The following is a 13,001-nucleotide window of genomic DNA, read 5'->3' on the forward strand; positions in this document are numbered from 1 at the left end:
TTGTTTCGCTGATGGCCTGGCCGCCACGCAGGTGGCTTCGCCTCTCCCCCCGAGAACGCCGGCACCGGCCGGGCCATCAGCGCAGCACCCGCTACCCGAAATGAAGAACGCCCGGGGCGGCTACCCCAGGCGTTCAGGTTGTCCCACCGCGCTTTGGAGAACGGAAGACATGAACATCGTAACCCAGGCACTACCGCCGCGCCAGATGGCTGCGGCTCGCGCCGCGCTCATGCGCTGGTACCCGGCCATGCCGCTGCGGCTGATCGATGCGATCCGCCTGCACCGCCCCGGCTACCCGCTGATGGCGGGCGACAAGGCGGCGCAGGGGCCGGCGCGATGAACACGCCCCCCCCCATTTACGTTGGGCCAAGCTCGCCGGCCCGCTGCGCACAGGCGGCGGAAGCCGTGGCGGCGGCCAAGACCAACAAGGACACGTTGAAAGAGATTGCGGTGGATCTGGGCGTATCGCGTGGCACCTTGCGGCGGATGGTCGAGGCGCACAAAGCCATGCGCGAGTATCAGGTGAAACTGGCTCGCGACGGTGCGGCGCCCATGGCGGTATGCCATGTCATCACGCCCAAGGGTGCGATGGCTGCAGCCGTGGCTGCGTTCCGCGAATACCCAGGCACGCTGAAAGGCCTGGAGCTTCCCGGCTGGTATCTGCTGGTGGGCGATCAACGCTTCCAGCTGCACGCCGTACGCGACGAAGCAGCCCCGCAGCGGAGGGCTGCCTGATGCGCGCCTTGGAACTTCGACACTCGGCACACGGCGACAGCTTTGCCCTGCGCCTGCGCGCCTCGCGCGAACGCGCCCGGATGACGCAGGAGGCGCTGGCCGGCACCGTCAAGATCACCGCCAAGCGCATGACCTCGATGGAGATGGGCGGAAGCGCGCCGCCGTCGCCCGAGTTGATCGGCGCCCTTGCCCGCGCGCTCAACGTGCCGTCGCTGTGGCTGATGGCGGGCGACCTCGCCGGCAAGCAGCACCGGCCAGACTGGTACACCGGGGGTGCCGCATGAAAAAGCCCATGGACGTCTATTTTCACGGTGTGCGCGAGGGCGCCGACTGGCGTGGCCAGGTGATCGGCAACGACGGCAGCGTGAAGGCGCGCACCAGCCACCTGCTGCCGACACAGGAGCGCGCGATCGAGGCAGTGAAGGTGCAGTGGGATGCACTGCAGAAGCAGCTACGCGAGGTGGCGGCATGAAGCGCGTCAAGGGTGGTCAGCAGCTTGTTCGAACGATTCTATTTGAGGCCGAAAAGGTAGAGCGCTGGCGCAAGCATGCGATTGATCTTTCAGACGCTGGGAAGCCGGGCGCGGCTTACTGCATTTTGTCCGGCGTTGAGCTCAATGCTCTAACGGCTTTTCGGGCAGCTCGTGAGCTCCAAGCGCGATGCGCGTTCCAGCGCAACGGCGGTGCAGCATGACCGCCAACATCATCACCATCGCCGGCCACAACGTGGTGCCCGTGTCGATGGATCAGGCGATCGCGCACTACCTGCAGCGCAAACGGCTGCGCGGCGCCGCGCTCAACACGCTGGTGGCCTACGGCGGCGACCTGCACGACTTCGCCGCGTTCGCCGAGTTGCAGGGCGTGGGCCTGATCGGGCTGCTGGGTGAGCACCTGGTGGATCGCTGGCTGGACATGCTGGGCCATCGCGGGCTGTCGCTGCGCACGCAGGGCCGCAAGCTGGTGGTGTTGCGCCAGCTGGTGCGCCACGCCCAGCGCGAGGGCTGGCTGCAGCACGACCCCACCAAGGATTGCGGCGTGCGCTTCAACACGCTGCCGGTGATCGCGCCGGAGCTGGCGCCGCTGCTGGCCATGCTGGACCAGGTGCCGGTGGCCACCGCGCAGGATCTGCGCGATCGGGCGATGTTTCGCCTGGCGCTGGACGGTGCGCTGCGCATCGGCGACGTGATCGGGCTGGACGTGCAGCAGCCGGTGATGCGGGCGCGCCACAGCGTCGACCTGCAGCGTCGCGAGATTCACACCGTGGGCAAGGGCGGCAAGCCGGCCTGTGTGCCGATCAACCAGCGCACAGTGCAGTGGCTGGAGGCGTGGCTGGCGGTGCGGGCCGACGTGGCGCGTGGCGGTGAGCCGGCCATGTTCGTGAGCAACCGCGGCACGCGCATCACCCGGCAGCAGGCACACAACCGCATCAAATACTGGGGCGCGCAGTTCGGCTTGCCGGGCCTGCACTTTCAGCTGCTGCGCCACCGCCGCGTGGGCGACGTGGTGGAAACGCTGGGGCTGGAAGCCGGCCAGCACCTGGCGCGCCATGCCAAGAAAAGCACCACGGCCAACGTGTACGGCGCCCAGGCGGCTGCGGTGGTACGCCACGTGCTGCGCGAGCACGCCGATCTGGATGCGCCGCGGGCGCGGGTGGGTGGGGTATGAACGCGCTCAGGGATACCAAGGCACGCGAGATTCTGACGCGCAACGGCGTGGCCGACGACGTTGCCGGGCCATTGTGTGCATTCATCATCACGCTGCTGGAGCAGCAGGGCGATGACGGCGCTGAAAACTTCGATGGCGCCGTGCTCGGTGCCATGTCTGCCGACGACTACTACGACCACCTTGAAGGCTGGTGCTGCGGGCATCGCAAATTCCGAAAATGGATCTGCGAGAAGCGGGCTGGCGAGGGTGTCTATCTAACCAAGGCGGGGCGGGTGCTTGCCGGATTGGTGAATGAAGGGCTGGCGATTCTGCCAGCTGACGGCGGTGACGCATGAACGCCGTGCAGAAGATCAACCCCATCGCCAGCAAGCACGAGAACGGCCGCATAGCCGTCTACATCGCCAGCACGTACTCCTACCTGCCGCGCGAGGCGGCGCTGTCGCTGTTCACCCAGCTGGCGACCGCGCTGGACATTCCCTACAGCGAAGGCGTGGCGATGTTTGCCGCCCGGGTGCTGCACGCGCACCGCGGCGATATGCCCGGCGACGTGAGTGGCGTGGATGGCGGCGACCTGCAGGATTTTGCCAGCGATGCGGAGCTGATCGAATCCTTCGAATGCCCGGCCCGAGGCTGTGGCGAGGGCTGCTATTGCGAGGCAGGCGACCGTTGCCTGCGGCTGTCGGACATCGGCACCGCCCTGGTGGTGATGCTCGATGCCGGCGACGAGACCAAGGAGTTGCGCTTATGAAACAGCGTCAGATTACCCACGCGCCCGGCACGTTTTCCGCCTGCGCGACTTGCAGCAAAGAGCCACGGCATTACGCGGCCACTGGCAGCACCACGCGCGAGGGCGTGACGTTTGCCGCCATCCCCGAGCGGCACCAGCTGGAATGCCTGTGCCGCCGCTGCACCGGGTGGCAGCCGTCGCTGGCCGAGGCCGAGCGGGCGTGGGGCTTGCTGGGCGAAACCTTGCCGCTTCCGCTGGTGGCGCCCACCAATGTGCGGCCGCTGCGGGCAAAGGGGAGGGTGCAGGGATGAGCTTGAGAAATGGCTCCAATCCAGCGCCGACGACCGCCCGCCCGCCGGCGCCACCGGCGCCGCCCTCACCCGTGCGAATCGCGGCCGAACGTCTAGGCCAGGCGGAACACGAGGCGCGCCGCTTCGAAGCGGCAAAGGCAGCCCTGACCGGTCTGCTCGCCGCCACGCCCGCCACCACGCAAGCCGCGAGCAACACCGAGCAGTACGCCCGCAGCGCGGTGCGCTACGCCGACGCGCTGCTCGACGCCCTCAACCGCACCACTGCGGAGTCCATGACCCATGCACGCCAGCGCTGAAACCGCCGCACTGCCCGACATCATGCAGACCCCGCTGGGCCTGTCCGCCAAGGCGTTCGTGCTGAACCAGGCGACCCGCTTCATGGCCACCCGCGGCAGCTACCGCTGCAAGGCCTGCGGCACGCGCTGCGAGGTGGAGGTGCAGTACGACGGCGCCAAGGTGGTGCACAGCAAGGGCCAGTGCCGCACGCCCGGTTGTATTGGGTGGGAGGAGTGAGCATGGAAGCGCGCGAGCACGACACACAGATCGGCATTTGGTACGAATCGCCGGACGATCCCCAAGTCGCGGAGACATATGGGGCAGTGATCCGACACCTGCGCCGTATCGGGTTCAAGGTGGGCCCAGATCCACGCGTTAAAAAGTACTACCCCTCGTTGAGCGCTCGCACCCGTCTGGGATTTCATGGTCATTTGCGCGTTGCGATCGAGCAGCGTGGCCGGGTCGTGGAACTGAAGTTCTACCAGAACCTGGTCACCGTCAACCGTAACGGTGGCGCGTACGACTTCGACAGGCGATCGAAGATGCCCTACCTGATCCGGCTGCGCTACGACCATACCGTGCTGTCGTTGCAACGGATGCTCACGGAGCTGGACGTGACGCTGAATCGCGAGCCGATGCCATTACGCGGACGCGCCTACATCGAGCAACGGCGTGCGGAATGGGTGAAGTCACATGGGCCGAAGATGTACGGCCAACCGATCCCCGCGTACAACGCCGGCAGCGCCGACGGAGTGAGCCTCAGCGATGGGCAGGCGGTGTGGGTTCGCGGCCGCGATGGACGGCTGCGGCATGGTGAGGCCTGGCACTGCGCCAACAACATGTGGATGGTGCTGGTGGCTGGTGGCGTGGTCGAGCACATGGCTTCGTTCGAGCTGTACGCCTCGCGCCCGCTCACGCCCATGAAGGGCCGCTGGTTCGAACCGGCGCGCGTGCGCGCACGGCTGGTGGATGCCAAAGCGAAGGCGATCGCCAGCGAGCAGTTCGAACGTGCCGCCGCCATCCGCGACGCGCTGGCCGCGCACTCGAAAGAGCCGATGTACCTGATCTGGTCGAACGAACACCAGTTGTACTGGCGACCGGAGGCACGCGGCTATACGCGGGAGCGCCAGAAGGCCGGCTTGTTCACCGCCAAGGAATGCGGCAGGGAGCGGCACCCGACGCTGCGACTTATCCCCGTAGGAACACCGGAGGCCGCGGCCGCATGAACAACCACTTGAGCCCCCAGCACCAGGCCATCCTCGCCGAGCTTCGCCGCGGACCGATGACCACCATGCAGCTGATCCTGCGCTGCGGCGTGATCTGTGTCAGCGCCCGCATGCACGAGCTTAAAACCCGCCACGGCTACCAGATCGGCATGCAGATGGTGACCGTGCGCGATCGCCGCCGGCACGTGGTGCGCGTAGCCGAATACAGCTTGATCAAACGCCGCGCTGCCAAGCGCGCCTGACCACTACCGCTTAGGAGCATCGCAACATGTTCTATCGCCACCTCACCCTGATGCGATTCTCCCCGGCCGTAGCCGCTGACCTAGTGCAGCGCCTGGCCGAGGGTATCGCCGAGCACCCGCTGCGCGCCTGCGGCCCGCTGGAGATGTACACCAAGGGCTTTGTGCCGCCGGTCGGCGACGCCAACGCGCCCATGACCGCCGACATCAACAGCTGCCTGTTCGCCACCGTGGCCGGCGAGGACAAGCTGCTGCCTGCGGCGGTGCTCAACGATGCCTTGCGCCGCAAGGTGCAACAGATCGCCGAGGAGGAGGGCCGTAAGGTCGGCGGGCGCGAGCGCAAGCGCATTCGAGAGGATCTGCTGACCGAGCTGTTGCCGCGTGCTTTTGTGCGGCGCTCGATCACGCCGGCCTACGTCGACACCAAAGACGGCTGGATGGTGATCGACACCGCCAGCCGCAAGCAGGCCGAGAGCGTGCTGACGCAATGGCGCGAGGCGCTGGGCAGTTTCCCCGCCGTGCCGCTGGCGCCGGAGGAGGGCCCGCGCGTGCTGATGACCGACTGGCTGGCCAACGGCAACCTGCCGGCCGGCTTCGCGCTGGGCGACGAGTGCGAACTGCGCGACCCGGCCACCGCCACCGGCGCCATCGTGCGCGCCCGCCGGCAGGATCTGGACGCGGAGGAGGTGAAGGAACACCTGCGCAACGGCAAGCAGGTTTTCGCGCTGGGCCTGGTGTTCGATGGCCGCATCAGCTTCGTGCTGGGCGAGGACCTGAGCGTGCGCAAGCTGCGGTTTCTGGATGTGGTGATGGATCAACTCGGCGACGACATGCAGGACGCCGAGACCGAAGCCACCGCCACGTGGTGGCTGATGACCGCCGAGCTGCGCCGGATGCTGGACAAGCTGGTGGACGTGTTCGGTCTGCCGCGGCCGGCCGATCTCTAAACCTCCATCTATTCGATCTTAAGACGCCGGACACGCCGGCAAGGAACCGACCATGAAACCCGCTGTTTTCAACCACTGCGTTGTCCATATCCACAGCCCGTCATCGCGCCTGCTGTTGTCGGCCGAGCCCCTTGATCTCAGCTCGCTGATCAGGCCGGCAGATGACAACAAAGAGCGCTACGAGCTGTCCAGCGACGGCACGATGATCACCGACCACGAAACCGGCCTGACGTGGGACGCGGAGGAGCGCGAGTTCCCGAATGCGGACGCGGCCGAGAAGTACGTGGCCAAGATGAACCTCGGCGGCTTCCGCTGGCGCATCGCCGATGACATGGAAATGCAGACGATCGTCGATCGATCGCTGCGTGAACCGGCGTGTCATCCGATCTTCAAAAGCAAGGGCGGCTGGTTGCTCACGTCGACGCCTTACAAGCTCGACAAGGACAAGCCGGCGGGCTCTTCGGGCTACGTGTGGATCGTCCATTTCCACCACGGCGGCGTGGGCGACGACGGCCGCAACAACCGGTGCTGGTGCCGGGCGGTGCGTTCCGTGTCGCCGTCCGGTCAGTGATTGGCTTTTTGGCCATCTACCCCACCTAAGGAATCTCTATGTCACTCCTCCAGAATTTGACCTTCATCAAGATCGGCGCCACCGGCGAGGCCTTGCCCATCGAGGCGACTGAATGGGACGCCGTGCACGTGCCCGAGCTGGGCCTGATGTATAGCGCCGACAACGTGGGCGGCAAGAGGCTCGATGAAGAGGATGCCGACGCCGCCTGCAGCGCATTGACGCTTGGCGGCTTTACCGACTGGGCGCAGCCCAGCCACCGTTTCGAACTGGAGGCGATCCTCGACCTGTCGAAGTATGGCCCGGCCATCGACGAGCGATTTTTCCGCAACGTGAAGAACGACTGGTACCGGACCAAGCATGCCATCACGGGCTCTTCGGGCTACGTGTGGTTCGTCCGTTTCAGCGACGGCAGCGTGAACGGCAACTACCGCAACGGCCGGTGCTGGTGCCGGGCGGTGCGTTCCGTGTCGCCGTCCGGTCAGTGATCGGGCTTTTGGGCTCTTAACTCCATGAACGCACTCCCTCCCATCGTTCGCCTTGCCAGCGGCCTGACTCGTGACATCGAGAAGGCTGTGACACGGTTTGCGCATTCGCAGAAATACGTCATCGGCGCGCAGCTGCGGCGCCGGGCGATGAAGGTGTGGGAGACGGCGCAGCAGGCGTGGATCGAACGCGATCGGCAGGCGCACCTGGTGCGCAAGCTGGTGAAGCGGGTAGACAAGTTGCGGCTGACGATGCAGTTGGCCAAGGAGCTGCATGCGTTCGGCAGCTTTGCGGAGTTTGAAGCGTTATCGCGGGACCTTTCCAACCTCGGCCGGCAGGTCGGTGGGTGGAACAAACAGCTGAACCCCAAAGGCCAGAATTCCCCGCCGCGAGCGGCGGAGAAGCGTGCCATGACACTGAGTACCCATGCCGCCTCGACGTGTGAGGTCAATTCATGACGACGCCACGCTACCCCGTTGGATGTGTGGCCGGATCGCAAGTGCGTGGGGACGCGGGCTCTTCGGGCTACGTGTGGATCGTCAATTTCAACAACGGCAACGTGAACAACAACAACCGCAACAACCGGTGCTGGTGCCGGGCGGTGCGTTCCGTGTCGCCGTCCGGTGAGTGTCAGGGTGAGGTGGAACTGAAAGCGCTGTACCGCGCCTGGCGGGCAGCGCGCCGATGCAAGAAGCCCAGCAGCAACCAGCTGGCGTTCGAATCGAACTGGATCGACGGCCTGCTGAGCATTCAGCAGCGCCTGAATGCGCAACGGTGGGAGCCGGCGCGCGCGACATGTTTCATCGCCCAGCGGCCCAAAGCCAGGCAGATCCACGCGCCGGACTTTGGCGACCGCGTGGTGCATCACTGGCTGGTGCCGCAGCTGGAGGCGTTGTACGAGCCGGGGTTCATCCACGACAGCTACGCCAACCGCAAGGGCAAGGGCACCCACGCCGCGGTGCAGCGGCTGCAGCAGTTCGTGCGGCAGGTGCAAAGCGGGCAGGGCGGCGGCTGGTACCTGCAGCTCGATGTGCACAATTTCTTCAACAGCATCCATCGGCCGACGCTGTACGGCATGCTCAAGCCGCGGCTACAACGCGCGGGCGTACCGGAGCGGGTGCTGCGGTCGGTGCATGCACTGTTGCGGTATCCGGTGAGCCGGCAGGGCGTGGTGCATCGCTCGAACGCCGACGAGCGGGCACAGGTGCCGCCGCACAAGCGGCTGGAGAACGCGGCGCCTGGTTGTGGCTTGCCGATCGGCAACCTGTCGTCGCAGTTCTTTGCCAACGTCTATCTGGACGCACTGGACCAGTTCGTTAAGCACGTGCTGAAGGTGCCCCGTTACCTGCGCTATGTGGATGACTTCGTGCTGGTGCACCACGACCGCGCGCAGCTGGAACGCTGGCAGGCACAGATCGAGCAGTTTCTCGCCGAACGCCTGCACCTGAAGTTCAAGGCGGACATTCGCCTGCGGCCGCTGACTGCCGGCTGCGATTTCCTTGGCTACGTGGTTTTCCCCACCCATACCCGCGTGCGGCCACGGGTGCTGCGGCATGCGCAGCAGGCGCTGGCCGAGTGGAAGCACGACCACATTCGCGATGGCGTAGCGACAGCCACGCCGGACGACCTGCGGCTGCTCAGCTCGCGCTGGGCCAGCCAGCAGGGCCACCTGCGGCACGCCAACAGCTGGCGGCTGCAGCAACACATTCTCGCACGCCAGCCGTGGCTCGCATCGCTTACCGGTGTGCGGCGGCGCTACAGCCACGAGCTGGAAGGGCGACAACTTACCTTGAGGGTTTCACGATGACGGATTCAATGAAACCGCCAGTACGGGCGGCGCAGGTGGATGGCGACCTGGACTGCGGCATCGACGGGTTTTACGGCTTGCACCGCGACACGCTGTTGCTGATCCAGCGGTTCGCCTACGCGCTCGCCTGCAAGCTAGCGGCCGCTGAGAAGAAATACGGCTACAGCAATAACTGGATGCGTCCGGACTGGATGGACGAGTGCCGCAATCACCTCATGCAGCACATCGCCAAGGGTGATCCGCGCGATGTGGCGGCGTACTGCGCGTTCCTATGGCACCACGGCGAATCGACCGCACCCACTGCCAAGCCATTACCGGCGCAGGTGGATGCTGGTCGCATCGCCGAAGAAACCATGCAAGCGTGGGGCGATCGTGTTCCGAGGTATTCATTCGATTTTCGCGGACTGATCGCTGATGGGATTCGACGCGCGAGCATCGCTGTCGAGCCGATAGCGCAGGGTGACGGTGTGGGCACGATCCTGTCGATCGTCAGCGACGTCATGACCGACCACGGTGGATACGACCTTAGCAACGATGAGGATGCGCTGGGAAGTTTTCATGCATGCTTGCGCGAGCGGCTTGAAGAACACTGCGCCCAGCCGCGTGAGTCGCTGAATGGTCGGTTGGATCGTCAACGCGTCGTCCACGCCTGGTGCGTCGCTGCATTCGGCGACGACCACGCGGCATCGATCGAGCAGCGCGGCATACGTCTCGTTGAGGAAGCGATCGAAGCCGGACAGGCATGCGGATGCCAGCCAGACATGGTGCATCGCCTGGTCGATCACATCTATGGCAAGCCCACGGGTGACCTATCACAGGAGCTTGGTGGTGTCGGCGTGACCATGCTGGCATTAGCTCAGGCCGCCGGTCTCGATGCTGATGCATCGGAAACAAAAGAGATCGAACGCATCCTGTCGAAACCCTTGGCGCATTTTGCAGCCCGAAACGCTGCCAAAAATGCGGCCGGCTTCAATGTCTTCGCCGCCACTTCAGCGCCGGGAGCGCCGCAGCCATGAGCAGCCGACAGCTCAGCTACGCTGCAAGGAAGGTCGAGGACCGCCGCCTGACCGCTGTCGCCGACCGCGCCACCGGCAAGTTCTACTGTTCGTCGTCAGCGCACCGCGCCATTGGCACGCCCGTGATCATCCGCGGTCGCAAGGTGTGCCAGGCGTGCGCCGACAAGCGGCGCCGGGTGCTGATGGAGATGGAGAAGGCGAATGGCTGACGATCTCCACATCCTTCAGCACGCCCTCGGTGTCGATAAGTACGGCCAGGGCGATCAATACCGCAATCACTTCGTGACGGGTGAGGGCTCCATCGACCATCCCGTATGCATGCGACTGGTCGATGCCGGACTGATGACGCGTACCTGTGGCCACACGCTCACCGGCGGCGATGACCTCTTCCGCGTCACGCCAGCGGGCATTGAGTACGTCGCCCTACATAGTCCGGCACCACAGCCGGAACCGAAGCTGACGCAATCGCAGAAGCGGTACCGGGAATGGCTTCGCGCTGATCCAGGCTACAGCTTCGCCGAATGGATTGGTGTTCCACGCGAAGGGAGGCGTTATGGCTGATAACACTGCGACCGAACACCCGATGTTCTACCTGCAGGACAGTCGCCAATACGTGGGAAACGACATGCAGTTCTGGTGCGTCGAAGGGCGGGGATACACCACTGATCTTCGGCTGGCAGCGAAGTTCACCCAGGCCGAGGCGATCAAACACCACCAGTCGCGCGAGACAGACATCCCGTGGCCCGTGGCCTACATCGACGCGCGGCTTCGCCCGGTGGTCGACATGCAGACCTGCAAGCGAGCTGAAGCGCTGGCCGGTACCGGCATCGTGCTTATCAAGCCAGCGCTGCGCCGGCGCGAGGTGAGCCATTGCATTCACTGCGGCGGCTATCTGAGCGAGCGCCAGCAGTACACCGCATGCCCCAAGTGCGGCGGAGACAACGCGCCATGACCGAACGATCCGAGCAGCCGAACACCAACAGCGCGGTCATTTCCAACTGCGGCCAGTACCGCTATCGGCTGGAGCGCAGCATCAGCCATGCCGGCCCAGTGATCGCTTTTTTCGGCGTGAATCCGTCGCGCGCTGATGCCGATATTGACGATGCCACGGTGCGCAAGTGGCGGGGCTTCAGCCAGCGCCTTGGTGCCAGCCGGTTCATCGTTGGCAATGCGTTCGCCTATCGTTCCACCGATGTGAAACGCCTTGCGGACATGCCATCGCATGAGGCCATCGGGCCGGATAATTACAACCATCTGGCATGCATCATCGCCGAGGCAGACGTGCTAGTTCCATGCTGGGGCACTCGCAACAAGCTGCCGAAACGCTTGCATGGTCGGCTTGATTGGATGCGTGACTTAATGAACTGCTCCGGCCGCCCAGTGCGCGTGTTCGGACTCGCCAGGTCAGGCGACCCGCTGCACCCGCTGATGCTGGCCTATGACACGCCACTGATCGAGTGGGTGAAGCCATGAGCAATGCGCCTATTGATCTAGAAGCCGGCGCCCACGTGTCGACCACTTTCAATCATGGCCGCGAATCCATCCACGCGATCGTGGCGCGCAAGCTCGATGCCCATTGCGAATCCGGCGTGATGTACCGGGTGCTGCCGGACCTGGGCGGCTGGATCGATGCGCACTGGTTTACGCCTGTCAGCGGCTTCGAAGAGCGGCAGGACGGCCTCTACAACGAAGAGAGGGACGCGGCCCCATGATAAAACACACCTGTCCACGCTGCGCCCAACTGACCGCCGAGCGCTGGTGCTGCGGCATCGACCTGCTGGCACGCAAGCGCTGGCGGATGACGCACGACCGGGTGCGCATGATCCACGTGCTGGCCAGGGCGCGCAAAGGGCTCACCGACGAGGAGTACCGGCTGCGCCTGGCCGCCGTGGGTGTCAGCACCTCGCTGAAGCTGGGCCGCGATCAGTTACACCAGTTACTGGTGGGGCTTCGTGCGCTGCCGGACTCGCCGCGGTGGATCGCCGGATCCCGCCACGCCGGCCGGCGCGGCCGACTCGCTAAGGCTGGGTGACCGATGAAACCTTGGCAGCTTCGCGATCGCTACCCGCAGGTGGGTTATATCCGCTTCCAGGTAGCGCGCCGTGCTTTCCAGGCTGGTGTGCCCAAGCATCTGCATGATCGCGGTGAGCGGGCAGCCGTGGCGGAGCAGGGTGGTGGCCATGCTGGCGCGCAGCAGGTGCGGGTACTGCCCTGTCCATGGCCTGCTGCGTGCCGCGCGACGCACGTTCTCATAGCCGACGGCGCCACCCAACGTGACGCGTGCCCAATGACTGACGATGGCCCACACGCTGCGACGGCTGCGCAGGGCCTGCCCACGCTGCGACACCCACAGCGCGGCGCGTTTGCCGGGCCGGGTGGTGGCGCGCAGCTCCATATATCCCAGCAGCAGCTGGTACAGCTCGTCGCTGATCGGCACCCAGCGCGTTCGCCCGCCTTTGCCGTGGGCGACATAGACGGCATCGGGCAGCACATCACCCAGGCCCAGGCCGATCAACTCGCTGGCGAGCAGGCCGGTTTCCCACAGCGTGCGCATCAGCACGCTGTCGCGGTAGCCGATAAAGGTGGCCACGTCCGGGGCGGCCAGCATGGCCAGCACCTGGCCGTCATCGAACGAGCGCACCAGCTTGGGCGGCACGCGACGATTGGACGGACAGTTATTCGATTCTGCTTGCGGACAGGCACCGATCAACGCCATCGTGTCGTAGAACGATCGCAGGGCCTTCAAATCCACATTGATCGTGGCCGGCGCAGCGCGCTGCCGGCGGCGATCGGCCAGCCAGCGCTGCAGCAGATCGGCATCGAGCCGGTCAGCTGCGCCGCCGTAGGCCAACCAGCGACGAACCACGCCGACGTACAGCCGTACCGTCGTCGGCGACCGACTTCCCATCAGGATGCGCGCAAACCGCGCCAGCGCATCCTGCAGGTCCACATGCAGCGCCACGCTTTCACCAGTTTGGCGCTTTATTTGACCGTAACGG

The 13,001-nt window shown here is 65.4% G+C and carries 26 protein-coding genes; 25 read left to right on the forward strand and 1 reads right to left on the reverse strand.

Features of this window, described 5'->3' with window-relative positions; translation table 11 throughout:
• The first annotated feature begins 169 nt into the window (after positions 1-169).
• The 25 genes from EAH75_RS19600 (at position 170) to EAH75_RS04505 (ending at position 12,034) form a co-directional block, all read left to right on the forward strand.
• Entirely contained in the window at positions 170-340 is a 171-nt protein-coding gene (locus tag EAH75_RS19600; RefSeq protein ID WP_161596278.1) for a hypothetical protein, read from the forward strand.
• A complete protein-coding gene (locus tag EAH75_RS19605; RefSeq protein ID WP_161596279.1) occupies positions 337-735 on the forward strand; it encodes a hypothetical protein in 399 nt (132 codons plus the stop codon). The genes EAH75_RS19600 and EAH75_RS19605 overlap by 4 nt, the downstream gene beginning before the upstream one ends.
• Positions 735-1,019 carry a helix-turn-helix domain-containing protein gene (locus tag EAH75_RS19610; protein ID WP_161596280.1) on the forward strand — a complete coding sequence of 95 codons (285 nt, stop codon included), beginning with the start codon at positions 735-737 and terminating at the stop codon, positions 1,017-1,019. The genes EAH75_RS19605 and EAH75_RS19610 overlap by 1 nt, the downstream gene beginning before the upstream one ends.
• Complete coding sequence (locus EAH75_RS04400) at positions 1,016-1,207, forward strand: hypothetical protein (RefSeq protein ID WP_140804443.1); 192 nt, start codon at positions 1,016-1,018, stop codon at positions 1,205-1,207. Before EAH75_RS19610 ends, EAH75_RS04400 begins: the two co-directional genes overlap by 4 nt.
• Positions 1,204-1,428 (forward strand): hypothetical protein, encoded by a 225-nt coding sequence (locus EAH75_RS04405; protein WP_140804445.1) that lies wholly within the window; start codon positions 1,204-1,206, stop codon positions 1,426-1,428. Before EAH75_RS04400 ends, EAH75_RS04405 begins: the two co-directional genes overlap by 4 nt.
• Positions 1,425-2,399, forward strand: coding sequence for a tyrosine-type recombinase/integrase (locus tag EAH75_RS04410; RefSeq protein ID WP_161596281.1), 975 nt, complete (start codon positions 1,425-1,427; stop codon positions 2,397-2,399). The genes EAH75_RS04405 and EAH75_RS04410 overlap by 4 nt, the downstream gene beginning before the upstream one ends.
• Positions 2,396-2,734 (forward strand): hypothetical protein, encoded by a 339-nt coding sequence (locus tag EAH75_RS04415; RefSeq protein ID WP_140804449.1) that lies wholly within the window; start codon positions 2,396-2,398, stop codon positions 2,732-2,734. Before EAH75_RS04410 ends, EAH75_RS04415 begins: the two co-directional genes overlap by 4 nt.
• Positions 2,731-3,147: a hypothetical protein gene (locus EAH75_RS04420; RefSeq protein WP_140804451.1), complete on the forward strand. Its 417-nt coding sequence runs from the start codon at positions 2,731-2,733 to the stop codon at positions 3,145-3,147. Before EAH75_RS04415 ends, EAH75_RS04420 begins: the two co-directional genes overlap by 4 nt.
• Positions 3,144-3,437 (forward strand): hypothetical protein, encoded by a 294-nt coding sequence (locus EAH75_RS04425; RefSeq protein WP_140804453.1) that lies wholly within the window; start codon positions 3,144-3,146, stop codon positions 3,435-3,437. Before EAH75_RS04420 ends, EAH75_RS04425 begins: the two co-directional genes overlap by 4 nt.
• The gene (locus EAH75_RS04430; protein ID WP_140804455.1) at positions 3,434-3,733 is read left to right on the forward strand and encodes a hypothetical protein; all 300 of its coding nucleotides are present in this window, start codon (positions 3,434-3,436) and stop codon (positions 3,731-3,733) included. The genes EAH75_RS04425 and EAH75_RS04430 overlap by 4 nt, the downstream gene beginning before the upstream one ends.
• Positions 3,717-3,950, forward strand: coding sequence for a hypothetical protein (locus tag EAH75_RS04435; protein WP_140804457.1), 234 nt, complete (start codon positions 3,717-3,719; stop codon positions 3,948-3,950). The genes EAH75_RS04430 and EAH75_RS04435 overlap by 17 nt, the downstream gene beginning before the upstream one ends.
• Positions 3,951-4,144: 194 nt before the next feature.
• On the forward strand, positions 4,145-4,939 hold the full coding sequence (locus EAH75_RS04440) for a UvrB/UvrC motif-containing protein (protein ID WP_161596282.1): 795 nt from the start codon (positions 4,145-4,147) through the stop codon (positions 4,937-4,939).
• On the forward strand, positions 4,936-5,181 hold the full coding sequence (locus tag EAH75_RS04445) for a helix-turn-helix domain-containing protein (RefSeq protein ID WP_161596283.1): 246 nt from the start codon (positions 4,936-4,938) through the stop codon (positions 5,179-5,181). Before EAH75_RS04440 ends, EAH75_RS04445 begins: the two co-directional genes overlap by 4 nt.
• Positions 5,182-5,207: 26 nt before the next feature.
• Entirely contained in the window at positions 5,208-6,125 is a 918-nt protein-coding gene (locus EAH75_RS04450) for a recombination-associated protein RdgC (RefSeq protein ID WP_140804463.1), read from the forward strand.
• Between the two features lie 115 nt (positions 6,126-6,240).
• The gene (locus EAH75_RS04455) at positions 6,241-6,696 is read left to right on the forward strand and encodes a DUF1566 domain-containing protein (RefSeq protein WP_161596284.1); all 456 of its coding nucleotides are present in this window, start codon (positions 6,241-6,243) and stop codon (positions 6,694-6,696) included.
• Between the two features lie 38 nt (positions 6,697-6,734).
• Positions 6,735-7,181 carry a DUF1566 domain-containing protein gene (locus tag EAH75_RS04460; protein WP_140804467.1) on the forward strand — a complete coding sequence of 149 codons (447 nt, stop codon included), beginning with the start codon at positions 6,735-6,737 and terminating at the stop codon, positions 7,179-7,181.
• A 24-nt stretch (positions 7,182-7,205) separates the two neighbouring features.
• Positions 7,206-7,637: a four helix bundle protein gene (locus tag EAH75_RS04465; RefSeq protein WP_140804469.1), complete on the forward strand. Its 432-nt coding sequence runs from the start codon at positions 7,206-7,208 to the stop codon at positions 7,635-7,637.
• Between the two features lie 41 nt (positions 7,638-7,678).
• Positions 7,679-8,986 (forward strand): RNA-directed DNA polymerase, encoded by a 1,308-nt coding sequence (locus EAH75_RS04470; RefSeq protein ID WP_241668886.1) that lies wholly within the window; start codon positions 7,679-7,681, stop codon positions 8,984-8,986.
• Positions 8,983-10,002, forward strand: coding sequence for a hypothetical protein (locus EAH75_RS19795; protein WP_206666195.1), 1,020 nt, complete (start codon positions 8,983-8,985; stop codon positions 10,000-10,002). Before EAH75_RS04470 ends, EAH75_RS19795 begins: the two co-directional genes overlap by 4 nt.
• Positions 9,999-10,211 (forward strand): hypothetical protein, encoded by a 213-nt coding sequence (locus tag EAH75_RS04480; protein WP_140804473.1) that lies wholly within the window; start codon positions 9,999-10,001, stop codon positions 10,209-10,211. Before EAH75_RS19795 ends, EAH75_RS04480 begins: the two co-directional genes overlap by 4 nt.
• Entirely contained in the window at positions 10,204-10,563 is a 360-nt protein-coding gene (locus EAH75_RS04485) for a hypothetical protein (RefSeq protein ID WP_140804475.1), read from the forward strand. Before EAH75_RS04480 ends, EAH75_RS04485 begins: the two co-directional genes overlap by 8 nt.
• Positions 10,564-10,585: 22 nt before the next feature.
• Positions 10,586-10,954 carry a hypothetical protein gene (locus EAH75_RS04490; protein WP_140804477.1) on the forward strand — a complete coding sequence of 123 codons (369 nt, stop codon included), beginning with the start codon at positions 10,586-10,588 and terminating at the stop codon, positions 10,952-10,954.
• Positions 10,951-11,475, forward strand: coding sequence for a DUF1643 domain-containing protein (locus tag EAH75_RS04495; protein ID WP_140804479.1), 525 nt, complete (start codon positions 10,951-10,953; stop codon positions 11,473-11,475). The genes EAH75_RS04490 and EAH75_RS04495 overlap by 4 nt, the downstream gene beginning before the upstream one ends.
• Positions 11,472-11,714, forward strand: coding sequence for a hypothetical protein (locus tag EAH75_RS04500; protein ID WP_140804481.1), 243 nt, complete (start codon positions 11,472-11,474; stop codon positions 11,712-11,714). The genes EAH75_RS04495 and EAH75_RS04500 overlap by 4 nt, the downstream gene beginning before the upstream one ends.
• Positions 11,711-12,034, forward strand: a complete 324-nt coding sequence (locus tag EAH75_RS04505) for a hypothetical protein (protein WP_140804483.1) — start codon at positions 11,711-11,713, stop codon at positions 12,032-12,034. Before EAH75_RS04500 ends, EAH75_RS04505 begins: the two co-directional genes overlap by 4 nt.
• On the opposite strand, the gene EAH75_RS04510 is transcribed toward EAH75_RS04505, so the two are convergent.
• On the reverse strand, positions 11,939-12,964 hold the full coding sequence (locus EAH75_RS04510; protein WP_161596285.1) for a tyrosine-type recombinase/integrase: 1,026 nt from the start codon (positions 12,962-12,964) through the stop codon (positions 11,939-11,941). The two genes, EAH75_RS04505 and EAH75_RS04510, sit on opposite strands and share 96 nt — an antisense overlap.
• Between the last annotated feature and the right edge of the window lie 37 nt (positions 12,965-13,001).

It is taken from the genome of Rhodanobacter glycinis, from assembly GCF_006438785.1.
Taxonomy (GTDB): Bacteria; Pseudomonadota; Gammaproteobacteria; order Xanthomonadales; family Rhodanobacteraceae; genus Rhodanobacter; species Rhodanobacter glycinis_A.

Excerpts from the sequence above, each read along its gene's own strand:
- EAH75_RS19600 (WP_161596278.1), top strand. The coding sequence starts at position 170 with ATGAACATCGTAACCCAGGCACTACCGCCGCGCCAGATGGCTGCGGCT.
- EAH75_RS19605 (WP_161596279.1), top strand. The coding sequence starts at position 337 with ATGAACACGCCCCCCCCCATTTACGTTGGGCCAAGCTCGCCGGCCCGC.
- EAH75_RS19610 (WP_161596280.1), top strand. The coding sequence starts at position 735 with ATGCGCGCCTTGGAACTTCGACACTCGGCACACGGCGACAGCTTTGCC.
- EAH75_RS04400 (WP_140804443.1), top strand. The coding sequence starts at position 1,016 with ATGAAAAAGCCCATGGACGTCTATTTTCACGGTGTGCGCGAGGGCGCC.
- EAH75_RS04405 (WP_140804445.1), top strand. The coding sequence starts at position 1,204 with ATGAAGCGCGTCAAGGGTGGTCAGCAGCTTGTTCGAACGATTCTATTT.
- EAH75_RS04410 (WP_161596281.1), top strand. The coding sequence starts at position 1,425 with ATGACCGCCAACATCATCACCATCGCCGGCCACAACGTGGTGCCCGTG.
- EAH75_RS04415 (WP_140804449.1), top strand. The coding sequence starts at position 2,396 with ATGAACGCGCTCAGGGATACCAAGGCACGCGAGATTCTGACGCGCAAC.
- EAH75_RS04420 (WP_140804451.1), top strand. The coding sequence starts at position 2,731 with ATGAACGCCGTGCAGAAGATCAACCCCATCGCCAGCAAGCACGAGAAC.
- EAH75_RS04425 (WP_140804453.1), top strand. The coding sequence starts at position 3,144 with ATGAAACAGCGTCAGATTACCCACGCGCCCGGCACGTTTTCCGCCTGC.
- EAH75_RS04430 (WP_140804455.1), top strand. The coding sequence starts at position 3,434 with ATGAGCTTGAGAAATGGCTCCAATCCAGCGCCGACGACCGCCCGCCCG.
- EAH75_RS04435 (WP_140804457.1), top strand. The coding sequence starts at position 3,717 with ATGCACGCCAGCGCTGAAACCGCCGCACTGCCCGACATCATGCAGACC.
- EAH75_RS04445 (WP_161596283.1), top strand. The coding sequence starts at position 4,936 with ATGAACAACCACTTGAGCCCCCAGCACCAGGCCATCCTCGCCGAGCTT.
- EAH75_RS04450 (WP_140804463.1), top strand. The coding sequence starts at position 5,208 with ATGTTCTATCGCCACCTCACCCTGATGCGATTCTCCCCGGCCGTAGCC.
- EAH75_RS04460 (WP_140804467.1), top strand. The coding sequence starts at position 6,735 with ATGTCACTCCTCCAGAATTTGACCTTCATCAAGATCGGCGCCACCGGC.
- EAH75_RS04465 (WP_140804469.1), top strand. The coding sequence starts at position 7,206 with ATGAACGCACTCCCTCCCATCGTTCGCCTTGCCAGCGGCCTGACTCGT.
- EAH75_RS19795 (WP_206666195.1), top strand. The coding sequence starts at position 8,983 with ATGACGGATTCAATGAAACCGCCAGTACGGGCGGCGCAGGTGGATGGC.
- EAH75_RS04480 (WP_140804473.1), top strand. The coding sequence starts at position 9,999 with ATGAGCAGCCGACAGCTCAGCTACGCTGCAAGGAAGGTCGAGGACCGC.
- EAH75_RS04485 (WP_140804475.1), top strand. The coding sequence starts at position 10,204 with ATGGCTGACGATCTCCACATCCTTCAGCACGCCCTCGGTGTCGATAAG.
- EAH75_RS04490 (WP_140804477.1), top strand. The coding sequence starts at position 10,586 with ATGTTCTACCTGCAGGACAGTCGCCAATACGTGGGAAACGACATGCAG.
- EAH75_RS04495 (WP_140804479.1), top strand. The coding sequence starts at position 10,951 with ATGACCGAACGATCCGAGCAGCCGAACACCAACAGCGCGGTCATTTCC.
- EAH75_RS04500 (WP_140804481.1), top strand. The coding sequence starts at position 11,472 with ATGAGCAATGCGCCTATTGATCTAGAAGCCGGCGCCCACGTGTCGACC.
- EAH75_RS04505 (WP_140804483.1), top strand. The coding sequence starts at position 11,711 with ATGATAAAACACACCTGTCCACGCTGCGCCCAACTGACCGCCGAGCGC.